Origin of the sequence: Citrobacter sp. Cb028 (genome assembly GCF_030336705.1) — a bacterium.
Lineage (GTDB): Bacteria > Pseudomonadota > Gammaproteobacteria > Enterobacterales > Enterobacteriaceae > Citrobacter > Citrobacter braakii.
The window spans coordinates 1,334,649-1,347,213 of the sequence record NZ_JAOWCZ010000034.1 but is presented as its reverse complement, the minus strand read 5'-3'; the positions used below and the strand labels follow the sequence as shown (position 1 = coordinate 1,347,213).

The window sequence follows — 12,565 nt, the reverse complement described above, 5'->3', positions numbered from 1 at the left end:
TATAAGTCAGGAAAATAATACAGTGGAGAAAGTCTAAGGTATGACGACGAGAATCGGCTTGAGATAGCGCAATTTTTCGTACAACAGTTAAAAAATGTTAACCCTGTAATAGACGAATCAACAAAGAACCGTTATACATCGCGTCCTTCACGAGCGCCGCCCCTGCCATCGTCCCTTGATTGGTGAACTGCGTACTTTCGACGACAATATGCTGACTGTAGGCCGGGAGCGCTTGCTGACGAATGCTGTCAGCAATAGTGGGAAACAAAATATCCGCCGCTTTACTGAGCGGCGAACCAATCAATATCTTTTGCGGGTTGAACAAATTCACCATGATGGCAAGAATCCGTCCGACATGGGTCCCGACGCCGCTAATGATATCTTTCGCCAATAAATCCCCCTGCATCGCCGCCAGACACAGCGCGTCTACCGTTAACGGTTGCCCGTGTAGAGAAGAACTCATTGACTGCTTCAAGCGTACCTGTGCCAGTTCGAGCACGCTGTCGACGCTGGCGATCGTTTCCAGGCAACCATGGTTGCCGCAATAGCAGCGTTTGCCGTAGGGGTCCACCTGGGTATGACCAATTTCCACCAGGCTACTGCTGCCGGCATGCAGTAGATGACCGTCGGTGATTACTCCGGCCCCCACGTTATGATCGATCACCACCTGAATGACGTCGCGTGCGCCGCGCGATGCGCCAAAAAGCGCCTCGGCCATAGTCCAGGCGCTGATATCGTGCTGAATATAGACCGGCACGCCGGTATGATTTTCAAGCGCTTCACCCAGCGGCATCTCTTTGACATCGTCGTAGAATGGCATGCGATGAACGATACCGTTTTCAGTATCAATAATGCCGGGTAAAGTAATGGCGATGGAGGTTAAGCGCTCCAGCTTTTGCTGGTGGCGGATGAAAAACTGATCGACCTGGGTAATAACGCGTTCCAGCAATGGTGTTTCACTGACCAGCGCCATTTCAAGACAATCTTCAACCACCAGTTTGCTGCTCAGATCGCGCAGCGCCAGAAAGATCTCGCCGCGACTGATACGAATGGATAAATAGTGCCAGGCTTCCGTTTCCACAACCAGCCCAACGGCCGGACGTCCACGGCTGCCCGCTTCCTTGATTTCCAACTCTTGCACCAGGTGCGCTTCGAGCATTTCGCGGACAATTTTAGTAATACTGGCAGGCGCCAATTGTGCCAGGCGAGAGAGATCAATACGCGATACCGGACCCAGCTGATCAATCAGGCGATAAACCGCGCCCGCATTGGTCTGCTTAATTTGATCGATATGCCCAGGCTGACTATCAGCAACCACCACTTACTCCCTTTATTTTCGCGCTCCGAAATAATCTGCGGGCTATGGTGAAGCACTTCAATGGCTTCCGTCAACTTTTTACTTAGCCTTGTGATTTACTGCACATTTTCGCCCATTTTTAAACTAAATTAATCGCCTGAACGGCCGCCAGCAGTTGCTCGCGAAAGCGTTGCGCGGCGTGACTTTGCTCATGATGTTTTGGCCACACTAGCCACATTTCCGAAACGGCATCGTCTTCCGCTATCGGGATCCAACACATTTCATACAATTGCACCCGTTTAAAGGAAGCGGGAAGAATGGAAACGCCTAATCCTGCGGCCACCAGCCCGATGATAGTCATCGCCTCGCCAACCTCCTGAGTGATGGTCGGCTTCAGTCCATAGCGACGCATGAGGCCAAGAATATCGTCATACAACCCCGTCCCCACATGCGGATCAAAAAAGACAAATGGCTCATTGGCCAACTCCGCCAATGTGACCACGGGCTTTTGCGCCAACGGATGCGCGCGCGGGATCATCGCCATCAGCGGCTCATGCAGAATGATTTCACGCTCCAGCGTTTCCGGAAGCTGCGTGTTGCGCAGAAGTCCCAAATCCAGCGTTCCTTCATTGAGCGGGGCAATTTGCTCGCGCGTGTTCATTTCACGGGTTTGCATATGTACAGCGGGGTAGCTCTGGCGAAAGAGGGATAACGTATCTGAAACCGCTTTGATAAACGGTGCCGATGACGTAAAGCCGATACGCAATTCCCCCGCTTCACCCAGATGCAGACGCTCAGCCCTGGCAGCGGCCTCATTAACCAGCCCCAGGATCTGCCGGCTGTCTGCCAGAAACTGCTTTCCGGCTGAGGTCAGCGCCACGCTGCGGTTAGTGCGCGCCAGAAGTCGGGCGCCGACCTGCTGCTCGAGGATCTGGATTTGCTGGCTCAGCGGCGGTTGCGAAATATTCAGCCGTGCCGCCGCCCGGCCAAAATGCAATTCTTCGGCAACCGCTACAAAGTAACGTAAATGACGCAGCTCGATATTCATATTTTTAAGATATCATTTGAGATTATTAATATATTAGACAGAATAATGTGATTTTCATACTCTTAAAGCTAGTCATGTAGAGGTAATTGATTGAGCAAGGATTTCAAGTGAGCCGTACAACCACTGTCGATACTGCGCCGACAAGCGATGTTGATGAACAGAGAGTTACCCCGCCGGATAGTTTTATCAAACGCGGAACATCCCCATTTATGCGCGTCACGCTGGCGCTGTTTTCTGCCGGGCTGGCGACATTTGCTCTCCTCTATTGCGTGCAACCCATACTGCCAGTGCTCTCGCACGAGTTTGGGGTCTCTCCCGCCAGCAGCAGTATTTCGCTTTCCATCTCAACGGCGATGCTCGCGATCGGTTTACTGTTTACCGGTCCACTTTCCGATGCGATAGGCCGCAAGCCGGTGATGGTGACCGCCCTGCTGCTCGCGTCCTGCTGTACGTTGCTTTCGACGATGATGACCAGCTGGCACGGTATTTTAATCATGCGTGCGCTGATAGGACTTTCGCTCAGCGGCGTGGCGGCAGTGGGAATGACCTATCTGAGCGAGGAAATACATCCCAGCTTCGTCGCCTTCTCAATGGGTTTATATATCAGCGGTAACTCGATTGGTGGTATGAGTGGCCGTTTAATAAGCGGCGTGTTTACCGACTTTTTTAACTGGCGTATCGCGCTGGCGGCGATCGGTTGTTTTGCCCTCGCCTCCGCGCTGATGTTCTGGAAAATCTTGCCGGAATCTCGTCATTTCAGACCAACGTCGCTGCGACCGAAAACGCTGTTTATCAACTTTCGTTTGCACTGGCGCGACAGAGGGTTGCCGCTGCTGTTTGCGGAAGGTTTTTTACTGATGGGGTCGTTTGTCACGCTGTTTAATTACATCGGCTACCGTCTGATGCTCTCGCCGTGGGAACTCAGCCAGGCGGTTGTCGGTCTGTTGTCCGTGGCCTATCTGACCGGGACCTGGAGCTCACCGAAAGCGGGGTCGATGACCACCCGCTATGGACGTGGTCCGGTAATGCTCTTTTCAACCGGCGTGATGCTGATTGGACTGTTGATGACCCTGTTCACGTCGCTGTGGCTGATCTTCGCCGGGATGCTGCTCTTTTCAGCCGGGTTCTTTGCCGCGCACTCTGTGGCAAGCAGTTGGATTGGACCACGGGCAAAACGCGCTAAAGGCCAGGCATCTTCCCTGTATCTGTTCAGCTATTATCTGGGTTCCAGTATTGCCGGTACGCTGGGTGGCGTATTCTGGCACAGCTACGGCTGGAACGGCGTGGGCGGATTTATCGCCCTGATGCTGGTGCTGGCGTTGCTGGTCGGTGCACGTCTGCACCATCGTCTGCACGTATAATCCACGATGCCCGGGTTCCGGGCATCGCCTTCATCAGCCATGCTGTAACGTCTGAGCCCCCATTTGCAGGGCAATAACCGTCCCGTTCATCGCTATATGCAGCATAACCGGCATCAGCAGGCCGTTGCTTTTCAGTCTGGCGATGATCAAAACCTGCGAAACAAGAAACAGCATCAGCAACGTGCGCAGATCCACATACTGCGTATGCATGATGGCAAAAATGACCGATACCACCACCGACGACAGCCAGGTTTTATTATTGAACCAATACTGGAATGCGTTGAATAAACAGCCCCTGAAAACAATCTCTTCATACACTGGCGCAATAAATATCAGGGTCAGAGTGGATAACCACAGCGCGTAGCTGTTTAGGGATATCTGGCTGGTTACCCACGCTTCGGTTTGTCTGAGGCCCAGAAACCATGGCAGGATAAGCTGAATAAACAGCAGCACCACGAACAAAATGGCAAACCACCTGGCGTTGAAAATTCCCTTTCCCAGCCCCTCTCTTTTTCTGAAGAAGAAGTAATACAGCGGGACCAGCACAACAAATTCCAGCGCAAACAGCAGCGGAAAAAGTAGCCCTTTGGCAAGCAGAACCTGACTGGCGGGGAAAAACAACGGAATAAACGTGAGGCCAAACATCAGCAAAAACATGGTAAAACAGCCAGCAACCGCTTTGGTCCTGACGATATACAGGTTGTCGGCATCCTGTGACATACGATCTCCTTGCGCTTATCAAAGATAACTTGATGAATTATCAATATATGATAAAAATTCTCATTATCACTGACAACCTACCAACTTTTACGCAATGCCCACGGTTTACAACGCGTATAGCGTTACAGACTCTTTTCAGCGGAACATTCTCATCAGCTACTCAGTGGGGATTCCGCCAGCGGCAACGAAAAACGGAAACAGGCCCCTGCCGTTGAATTAATCAGGCGGATATCTCCCCCATGCAGTTCGAGCATTCTGCGCACGATCAGTAAGCCCAGACCACCACGCTCAGCCCGCTGCTCACGGGGTAGTAACGCCGTCGGGCGCTGAAATAATACTTCGCGAACAGCCTCTTCGACGCCAGGCCCGCTGTCCTGCACTTCTGCTAACAAGCGGTCTTCATCACGCCAGACTTTTAGCCACACTTCGCCCCCGTCAGGCGTATGACGGATAGCGTTATCCAGCAAATTAGTGACGATTCTTTCCATCATCGATAAATCGGCATTCACCAGCGGCAACGGACCAATTACGTCAAGATGCAACTGCAAATGACGCGTGGCAACGGGTAGATCAAATTTCTGTGCCACATCCTGGATCAGCTCGCCAATAGCAAAACGTTCACGCTGTGGTTTTATGCCGCCATGCTCAAGTCTCGCCAGCTCAAAAAGCTGTTGTGACAGATGACGAACCTTATGCCCCTGGCGCAGTGCAATGCTTAGATAATGCCGGTTTTCCTCCGGCGTCATCGTATCGGCTTTCAGCGACAGCATTTCCAGATACCCCAGCAGTGAAGTGAGCGGCGTACGTAAATCGTGCGAAATATTGGCGATAAACTCTCTGCGCTGACGATCGCTGTCAGCTAATAAATCCCATTGGTGGGCAATTTTCTGTGCTAACTCAATAAATGCATTGTTCAGCAACGCAATTTCATTCGCCGGAGTTAAATCGGGCTTTTTCTGCGCCAGCTGTTTTATGACGCTAATGCTGTCCTGCTCCAGATTAACCACCTGTCCGGTCAGCCTTTTCACCGGATTCGTCACCCATCTCCACACCAGGTACCCCGCGATTGCACCGGCTAATAAAACCAGTATTAACGTCCCGGTCACGGTGTTCCAAAGCGTTTTTTGCCAGGCGGTATTCGCCAGCATATTGAGATCTTCGCCCTGGAGAATAATGTATAAATAGCCATGCAGCTTGCCGTTAAATAAAACTGGCGCGGCGCTGAATACCTTTTGCAGGCTGCTGCGCGGATCATTGCCATAGACGGGCAACTCGTCCGAATTAAGGAAAACCTGGATCGGCTGTACGCTAATGTTCTGGCGCTGAATATGCCCAGGCGGAGCGGCATCAGCAAGTATCTCGCCTGACGGTGAAACCAGATACAGCTCCACGCTAGGGTTGAGCGTCATCAGGTGATTAAACAGTCCTTTTAAGGTCTGCCGATTAACCTGCCCGCTGGCATCAATAAGCGACTCACTTTTGACAATCTTGCTCGCCAATTCCAGCGAGAGCCTTTGCACCATGGCGTCGCCATACTGTTTACTGCTGCGGATCTGGACAACGCTGACCGCAACCGCGCAAATCAACATAATAGCGGTAAAGACCAGCGTCAGACGCTGGCTCAGCGACAATCGATAAATCATGGTTGATGCTCCGCGTTAACCGCAGCAAGCTTATAGCCTCGTCCCCAAACGGTAAGAATAATTTCCGGCTCCGCAGCATCTTTTTCAATTTTGGTGCGCAGGCGATTAATATGACTGTTCACCGTATGCTCATATCCTTCGTGCTGGTAGCCCCACACCTGGTCTAACAACGCCTGACGCGAAAAGACCTCCCCGGGATGGCGGGCGAAAAAATAGAGCAGATCGAATTCACGCGGCGTTAAATCGAGGGATTTACCCTGCAGGCGGACTTCCCGGGCTAATGGATCAATCTCCACACCATGGACGGTGATAATCCCCGCCTCCATACGCAGGTTCTGACTCATCGCCTCCTGACGGCGAAACAACGCCTTCACCCGGGCCATCAATTCCAGCACCGAGAAAGGTTTGGCTAAATAATCATCGGCGCCCATTTCCAGCCCCAGTACACGGTGAGTTTCACTGGTGCGAGCGCTGATAATAATGACAGGTAGATAGAAGCTCATTTGCCGAATGCGACGACATATCTCCAGACCGTCCACGCCCGGCAGCATTAAATCGAGGATAACGGCATCCCAGACGTGCTTCTCCAGTAGCTCGACCGCACGTGCCCCATCAGCCTCATGAATAATTTCGTACCCCTCATCCTTCAGGCTAAGTTGCAAAAGTGAGGCGATATCGCTGTCATCTTCCACCAAAAATATCTTTTTCGCGCCAGCCATCAGTGTCATCCCCCTCTCGTCATGCTGAAAGCTTACCTCAGGCAAGGGGCGGAAGTTATCACAAAATTTTTAACTTTTCGTGAGGAATCAGGGATACGCATGCGTCCAGTATGTCGTTATAGATAGGTCAGGCATCAACAGGGAAACGTCGATTTGTTTTCCTTAACATGAAAATAAAAAGGAAAAGTTATGCAAAAAAAACATCCACTTCGGGAAGCTGATGTTACCGCCGAGTCCGTTTTTTTTATGCAACGACGACAGATCCTCAAAGCTCTTGGGATAGGTGCGGCGGCGGCTTCGTTCTCTTCCCCGACACAGGCCGGTCTGCTGAATTGGTTTAAAGGCAACGATCGCCCGTCTGCACCAGCGGGCAAACCGCTCGAGTTCACAAAACCAGAGATCTGGCAAAACAATCTGCCCTTGACGCCGGAAGACAAGGTAACGGGCTACAACAATTTCTACGAATTTGGTCTGGATAAAGCCGATCCTGCCGCGAATGCCGGTAGCCTGAAAACCGATCCCTGGACGTTAACCATCAGCGGTGAAGTGAACAAACCTTTAACGTTGGATCATGATGCGCTGACGACTCGTTTTCCATTAGAAGAGCGTATTTACCGGATGCGCTGCGTTGAGGCGTGGTCGATGGTTGTACCGTGGGTCGGCTTTCCTTTGCATAAATTATTGGCGCTGGTTGAGCCCACCAGCCACGCCAAATACGTCGCCTTTGAAACACGCTACGCGCCTGATGAAATGCCCGGCCAGAAAGATCGCTTCATTGGTGGCGGGTTGAAGTATCCCTATGTTGAAGGTTTACGTCTGGATGAGGCCATGCACCCGCTTACCCTTCTGACCGTGGGCGTGTATGGCAAAGCGTTGCCGCCGCAAAACGGAGCGCCAATACGCCTGACCGTACCCTGGAAGTACGGCTTCAAGGGCATTAAATCGATAGTCAGTATTAAGCTGACGCGTGAACAGCCGCCGACGACCTGGAATATGTCGGCACCTAACGAATACGGTTTTTACGCCAACGTAAATCCGCAAGTCGATCACCCCCGCTGGTCTCAGGCCACGGAACGTTTTATCGGTTCGGGTGGCATTCTCGATGTGCAGCGACAGCCCACGTTGCCTTTTAATGGTTATGCCGATGAGGTGGCTTCTTTATATCAGGGCATGGATCTACGGGAGTATTTTTAAGTGAGGTTAACCGCAAAACAGATAACCGGCCTGAAAGTACTGCTGCATCTCGCCGGTTTATTACCCCTGCTATGGCTCTTCTGGGCCGCGCAGCATGGTGAGTTGGGGGCCGACCCGGGTAAAGATATCCAGCACTTTACGGGCATCACCGCGCTGAAGTTTCTGCTTGCTACCCTGCTGGTGTCACCGCTTGCCCGCTACGCAAAGCAGCCGTTGTTGTATCGCACCCGTCGATTATTAGGGTTATGGTGTTTTGCATGGGCCACGCTGCATATGACCAGCTATGCACTGCTGGAGTTGGGTATACAAAATCTGGGATTATTGGGACGTGAACTGGTTTCACGCCCATGGCTAACGTTGGGCATGACTGGTTGGATAATCTTATTCCTGCTGACGCTGACCTCCACGCAAGCCGCGCAGCGTAAAATGGGCAAACGCTGGCAAACGTTGCACAACTACGTCTACCTGGCGGCCGTTTTGCTTCCGCTGCATTATCTGTGGTCGGTAAAAGTGTTATCACCGCTCCCCATTATTTATGCCCTCTGTTTTCTCGTGCTACTGGCTTTTCGCTATAAAAAGCTGTTACGCAAAGTCGGGTACAAAGGTGTGTTTATGAAAAGTGAATGAATCACGGTAAACTTCTCATCACACCTAAACAGAACGAGAACAAAAAATGAGTAACAATGATAATTACCATCAGCTCACCCGCACGTTCCAGCGGCTCTCTCGCTTCTCCCACCTCTCGGCAATCGCCAGTTGGGACATGTTTACCATGATGCCATCTGGCGGCAGCAAAGCTCGCGGCGAAGCACTGGCCGAGCTGAGCGTGCTTGAGCACCAGTTGTTAACCGACCCGAAGGTGGCAACGTGGATCGCCGCAGCCCAACAGGAAGACCTTAACGATGTTGAGCAAGCCAACCTGCGCGAAATGTCGCGACTGCATCATCAGGCATCCTTACTACCTGAATCGTTGGTAGAAGCGAAATCACTCGCGGGTAGCCGCTGCGAGCATGCCTGGCGCAGCCAGCGACCAGCCAATGACTGGGAGGGATTTTCCGAAAACCTGAAAGAGGTCGTGAAGCACAGTCGTGAAGAAGCCCGGCTGCGTGCGGAAGCCACAGGCTGTTCGCCTTATGACGCGCTACTGGACATATTCGAACCAGGGATGACCAGTGCCCAATTGGATGTCCTGTTTGCAGACGTTAAAAGCTGGTTACCGGATCTGCTCAACAAGGTGGTGGTAAAGCAGTCTCAGCAGTCGCTCATCGCCCCGGTTGGGCCTTTCCCAACCGCAATCCAGCGAGAGTTGGGCCTTGAAACGATGGCGCAGTTGGGATTCGATTTTACGGCTGGTCGACTGGATATCAGTGCGCACCCCTTCTGTGGTGGCGTACCTGAAGATGTGCGTATCACCACCCGCTATGATGAAAACGAATTACTTAGCGCGCTGTTTGGCGTGATCCATGAAACCGGTCACGCCCGCTATGAGCAAAATCTGCCGCACAGTTGGTCAGGGCAACCTATCGCCCTGGCACGCTCAACCGCCATTCATGAGTCCCAGAGTCTGTTCTTTGAGATGCAACTGGGGCGCAGTAAAGCATTTCTGACGCGGTTAATTCCTGCTGTGACGCGCCACTTTGGCGATCAGGCTGCGTTTGAAGAAAGCAATTTCATCGCCTGGAACCAGCAGGTTAAACCCGGTTTTATCCGTGTTGATGCCGACGAGGTGAGCTATCCTGCTCACGTTATCCTGCGTTATGAAATCGAACGCGCGCTCATTAATGGCGATATTGAAGTGGATGATATCCCGGCATTGTGGAATGAGAAAATGCAGTCCTGGCTGGGGCTGTCAACCATCGGCAACTATCGTAACGGTTGTATGCAGGATATTCACTGGACCGATGGCGGCTTTGGCTACTTCCCTTCCTATACTTTAGGCGCCATGTATGCGGCGCAGTTATTCAGTGCCGCTAAGCGCGCATTGCCTGATTTAGAGCAGTCTATTGCGCAAGGTGAGTTTGGTGCCCTGTTTGACTGGTTACGTCAGAATATCTGGCAGCATGGCAGCCGTTTCACCACTGAACAGCTTATTACCCAGGCCACCGGAGAGCCGCTCAGCAGCCGTTATTTCCGCGCTCACCTGGAAGCCCGCTATTTGTAATCTCATACCGTGAGTCATTGTACATATCGTTACACGCCGAAACCAATGACTCACGGAAGCCCTGTGATTACAGCGATATAGTTATTTCAACGGCCCCGCAGTGGGGTTGAATGAAAAACCAAATCGAGGGTATGAGAATGAAAAAAGTATTAGCTCTGGTTGTTGCCGCTGCTATGGGTCTGTCTTCTGCTGCATTTGCTGCTGAAACAACTGCTACCACCGCTCCGGCTGCTGCTGCAACCACCAAAGCAGCTCCGGCAAAAACCACTCATCATAAAAAACAGCACAAAGCAGCGCCGCAGAAAGCGCAGGCTGCCAAGAAACACGCTAAAAAATCCACCACAAAACCGGCTGTAGAACAGAAAGCGCCAGAGCAGAAAGCTCAGGCTGCTAAAAAACACACCAAAAAAGCAGCGACCAAACCCGCTGCAGAACAAAAAGCACCAGAGCAGAAAGCTCAGGCAGCTAAAAAACACACCAAAAAAGCCGTAAAACACGACACCGCTAAACCCGCTGCTCAACCTGCTGCATAACACATTTGTAGTTACTATGGCGTCCCCCACGCCATAGCATACGGCGCTAAATCGACCTGATTTAGCGCCGCCTTTTGGAGGGTAAAATGGTGTCACATTACCGCTTTGAGTTCATTCTTATTACCCTGATAATTTGCGCCCTCATTGCCATGCATTTTTATCTATCCTGAGTGTAGTTATCTGATTTTGCTCCCACTTTCCCGCCGTCCCGTCTATAGTATTAACTGAGGGTTTGCTGTTAAAAATCATAATTCCCCACCAGAGTGTGATATGCATAAAACCATTGCTGTGTTACTGGGTTCAATTTGTTTACTTCCTGTCGTTGCGCATGCGGACCAGCCTGCAACGGCCAGCGCTGAAGCAGAAAACGTAAAAACGCTGTTTTTTGGTCATGACGATCGCATAAAAGTGACTGACCCAACGCAATCTCCTTGGGACGCTATCGGGCAACTGGAAACCGCCAGCGGTAACCTGTGTACTGCCACGCTCATTTCACCACGACTGGCACTGACTGCCGGACACTGCCTACTCACCCCCCCGAAAGGCAAGCCGGATAAAGCCGTGGCATTACGCTTCGTGTCGAAAAAGGGTGTCTGGCGCTACGAGATCCACGGCATTGAAGGACGGGTTGATCCCTCGCTCGGAAAACGTTTAAAAGCCGATGGCGATGGCTGGATTGTGCCGCCTTCCGCGGCCCCGTGGGATTTTGGTCTGGTGGTGCTGCGTTACCCACCTTCTGGCATCACACCGCTGCCATTATTTGAAGGTGATAAAGCGGCATTAACCGCGGCGCTGAAAACCGCAGATCGTAAAGTTACGCAGTCGGGTTACCCGGAAGATCATCTCGATGACTTGTACACGCATCAGGATTGCGTGGTGACCGGTTGGGCGCAGAATACCGTTTTGTCGCACCAGTGCGACACACTCCCGGGCGACAGCGGTTCACCATTGATGTTGAAGACAGATACTGGCTGGCAGTTGATTGGCGTACAAAGCTCCGCTCCGGCGGCGAAAGATCGCTGGCGGGCCGATAATCGCGCCATATCCGTGACCGGTTTTCGCGATAAGCTGGATGAGTTGGCGAACGAATAACCTATGCTGCCCGTAGTAACGGGCAGCACTGAGATCAGGCAAGTTTAATCATCACCATTCCGGCAAGCAGCAGCGCCAAACCGATCCAGCCTTTATGATTCAGGCGCTGACCAAACAATACCCAACCTGCCGCTAACGTCGCAGCAATCCCAAAGCCGCCCCACAAGGCGTAGGCAACAGAAAGGTCGATACCTTTTACCGCCTGGGACAGCGCGCTAAAGGCCGCTAACACGGCTACCAGCGACAGCACGCCATAAGTCTTGCGGCGAAACCCATCTGAAAATTTCAAAAAGACGTTAGCGACGATTTCGAGCACAATGGCTATGCCAAGCCATGCGCCGTGAACCCACTCAAACTGCTGCATGGCTCACCTCTCTGCCCGCCTTTGTCGGTTTTCGTGTACCGGATTTAATCAGCACAATACCTAACACCAGCGAGACCAGTCCAGCCACCTTCATCGTGGACAAGGTTTCGTCAAATAACAGCACGCTGAACAGCGTAATAAATAAAATACCGATACCTTCCCATAAGGCATAGGCCACACCAAGGGCAATTTTTTTAACGGCAAAACTGAGAAAAATATACGATAAGGCAATCATTACCAGCATTAAAATAAAGCCCGAATTACCATGACCGACACTTGCCCATTTCATTGACAGCGTACCAGTAATTTCAGCCGCGATGGCCAGACCTAATAATATCCAGTAAAACATAATGCTTCTCCTGCTTGAGAATATAGTCCTTTGGGCCTACTGCATGCAGTAAACCAAAAAATAAAATTAGTTAGCTCAGCGCAC

The 12,565-nt window shown here is 51.7% G+C and carries 14 protein-coding genes; 7 read left to right on the top strand and 7 right to left on the bottom strand.

Features of this window, described 5'->3' with window-relative positions:
- Nucleotides 1–97 precede the first annotated feature (97 nt).
- Both mlc and ynfL read right to left on the bottom strand, forming a co-directional pair.
- Complete coding sequence (gene mlc, locus OGV75_RS16130) at nt 98–1,318, bottom strand: sugar metabolism global transcriptional regulator Mlc (protein WP_016153045.1); 1,221 nt, start codon at nt 1,316–1,318, stop codon at nt 98–100.
- A 118-nt stretch (nt 1,319–1,436) separates the two neighbouring features.
- Nucleotides 1,437–2,345 (bottom strand): multidrug efflux transcriptional activator YnfL/SxtR(Kp), encoded by a 909-nt coding sequence (gene ynfL / locus OGV75_RS16125; RefSeq protein WP_047358410.1) that lies wholly within the window; start codon nt 2,343–2,345, stop codon nt 1,437–1,439.
- Nucleotides 2,346–2,452: 107 nt separating this feature from the next.
- Between ynfL and ynfM the strand changes: the two genes are divergently transcribed.
- Nucleotides 2,453–3,706 (top strand): multidrug efflux MFS transporter YnfM/SxtP(Kp), encoded by a 1,254-nt coding sequence (ynfM, locus tag OGV75_RS16120; protein WP_047500485.1) that lies wholly within the window; start codon nt 2,453–2,455, stop codon nt 3,704–3,706.
- Nucleotides 3,707–3,739: 33 nt separating this feature from the next.
- Here the strand turns inward: ynfM and OGV75_RS16115 are convergent, their stop codons facing one another.
- From OGV75_RS16115 to OGV75_RS16105, 3 genes are all read right to left on the bottom strand, one after another.
- Nucleotides 3,740–4,426 carry a CPBP family intramembrane glutamic endopeptidase gene (locus tag OGV75_RS16115; protein ID WP_065554462.1) on the bottom strand — a complete coding sequence of 229 codons (687 nt, stop codon included), beginning with the start codon at nt 4,424–4,426 and terminating at the stop codon, nt 3,740–3,742.
- 152 nt (nt 4,427–4,578) lie between these two features.
- Nucleotides 4,579–6,069, bottom strand: a complete 1,491-nt coding sequence (locus OGV75_RS16110; RefSeq protein WP_286480896.1) for a sensor histidine kinase — start codon at nt 6,067–6,069, stop codon at nt 4,579–4,581.
- Complete coding sequence (locus OGV75_RS16105; protein WP_016153040.1) at nt 6,066–6,788, bottom strand: winged helix-turn-helix domain-containing protein; 723 nt, start codon at nt 6,786–6,788, stop codon at nt 6,066–6,068. Before OGV75_RS16105 ends, OGV75_RS16110 begins: the two co-directional genes overlap by 4 nt.
- A 189-nt stretch (nt 6,789–6,977) precedes the next feature.
- Between OGV75_RS16105 and msrP the strand changes: the two genes are divergently transcribed.
- The 6 genes from msrP (at nt 6,978) to OGV75_RS16080 (ending at nt 11,768) form a co-directional block, all read left to right on the top strand.
- Nucleotides 6,978–7,982 (top strand): protein-methionine-sulfoxide reductase catalytic subunit MsrP, encoded by a 1,005-nt coding sequence (msrP, locus tag OGV75_RS16100; RefSeq protein WP_019076759.1) that lies wholly within the window; start codon nt 6,978–6,980, stop codon nt 7,980–7,982.
- Nucleotides 7,983–8,609: a protein-methionine-sulfoxide reductase heme-binding subunit MsrQ gene (gene msrQ, locus OGV75_RS16095; protein WP_019076758.1), complete on the top strand. Its 627-nt coding sequence runs from the start codon at nt 7,983–7,985 to the stop codon at nt 8,607–8,609. It abuts the gene before it with no gap.
- Nucleotides 8,610–8,655: 46 nt separating this feature from the next.
- The gene (locus tag OGV75_RS16090) at nt 8,656–10,143 is read left to right on the top strand and encodes a carboxypeptidase M32 (RefSeq protein WP_016153037.1); all 1,488 of its coding nucleotides are present in this window, start codon (nt 8,656–8,658) and stop codon (nt 10,141–10,143) included.
- Between the two features lie 137 nt (nt 10,144–10,280).
- Nucleotides 10,281–10,676 (top strand): acid resistance repetitive basic protein Asr, encoded by a 396-nt coding sequence (gene asr / locus OGV75_RS16085; protein WP_003028934.1) that lies wholly within the window; start codon nt 10,281–10,283, stop codon nt 10,674–10,676.
- An 86-nt stretch (nt 10,677–10,762) separates the two neighbouring features.
- Entirely contained in the window at nt 10,763–10,846 is an 84-nt protein-coding gene (gene ydgU / locus OGV75_RS23650) for a small membrane protein YdgU (protein WP_049259791.1), read from the top strand.
- A gap of 100 nt (nt 10,847–10,946) precedes the next feature.
- Complete coding sequence (locus OGV75_RS16080; RefSeq protein ID WP_016156459.1) at nt 10,947–11,768, top strand: trypsin-like serine peptidase; 822 nt, start codon at nt 10,947–10,949, stop codon at nt 11,766–11,768.
- Nucleotides 11,769–11,802: 34 nt separating this feature from the next.
- Here the strand turns inward: OGV75_RS16080 and mdtI are convergent, their stop codons facing one another.
- Both mdtI and mdtJ read right to left on the bottom strand, forming a co-directional pair.
- Nucleotides 11,803–12,132, bottom strand: coding sequence for a multidrug/spermidine efflux SMR transporter subunit MdtI (gene mdtI / locus OGV75_RS16075; protein WP_046276327.1), 330 nt, complete (start codon nt 12,130–12,132; stop codon nt 11,803–11,805).
- Nucleotides 12,119–12,484, bottom strand: coding sequence for a multidrug/spermidine efflux SMR transporter subunit MdtJ (gene mdtJ / locus OGV75_RS16070; protein ID WP_161623250.1), 366 nt, complete (start codon nt 12,482–12,484; stop codon nt 12,119–12,121). The genes mdtI and mdtJ overlap by 14 nt, the downstream gene beginning before the upstream one ends.
- Nucleotides 12,485–12,565 lie beyond the last annotated feature (81 nt).

What these genes read in the sequence shown, in the direction of transcription:
- mdtI (WP_046276327.1), bottom strand. Translation starts at nt 12,132, where the DNA reads ATGCAGCAGTTTGAGTGGGTTCACGGCGCATGGCTTGGCATAGCCATT.
- OGV75_RS16080 (WP_016156459.1), top strand. Translation starts at nt 10,947, where the DNA reads ATGCATAAAACCATTGCTGTGTTACTGGGTTCAATTTGTTTACTTCCT.
- ynfL (WP_047358410.1), bottom strand. Translation starts at nt 2,345, where the DNA reads ATGAATATCGAGCTGCGTCATTTACGTTACTTTGTAGCGGTTGCCGAA.
- OGV75_RS16110 (WP_286480896.1), bottom strand. Translation starts at nt 6,069, where the DNA reads ATGATTTATCGATTGTCGCTGAGCCAGCGTCTGACGCTGGTCTTTACC.
- asr (WP_003028934.1), top strand. Translation starts at nt 10,281, where the DNA reads ATGAAAAAAGTATTAGCTCTGGTTGTTGCCGCTGCTATGGGTCTGTCT.
- msrP (WP_019076759.1), top strand. Translation starts at nt 6,978, where the DNA reads ATGCAAAAAAAACATCCACTTCGGGAAGCTGATGTTACCGCCGAGTCC.
- OGV75_RS16115 (WP_065554462.1), bottom strand. Translation starts at nt 4,426, where the DNA reads ATGTCACAGGATGCCGACAACCTGTATATCGTCAGGACCAAAGCGGTT.
- OGV75_RS16105 (WP_016153040.1), bottom strand. Translation starts at nt 6,788, where the DNA reads ATGGCTGGCGCGAAAAAGATATTTTTGGTGGAAGATGACAGCGATATC.
- OGV75_RS16090 (WP_016153037.1), top strand. Translation starts at nt 8,656, where the DNA reads ATGAGTAACAATGATAATTACCATCAGCTCACCCGCACGTTCCAGCGG.
- ydgU (WP_049259791.1), top strand. Translation starts at nt 10,763, where the DNA reads ATGGTGTCACATTACCGCTTTGAGTTCATTCTTATTACCCTGATAATT.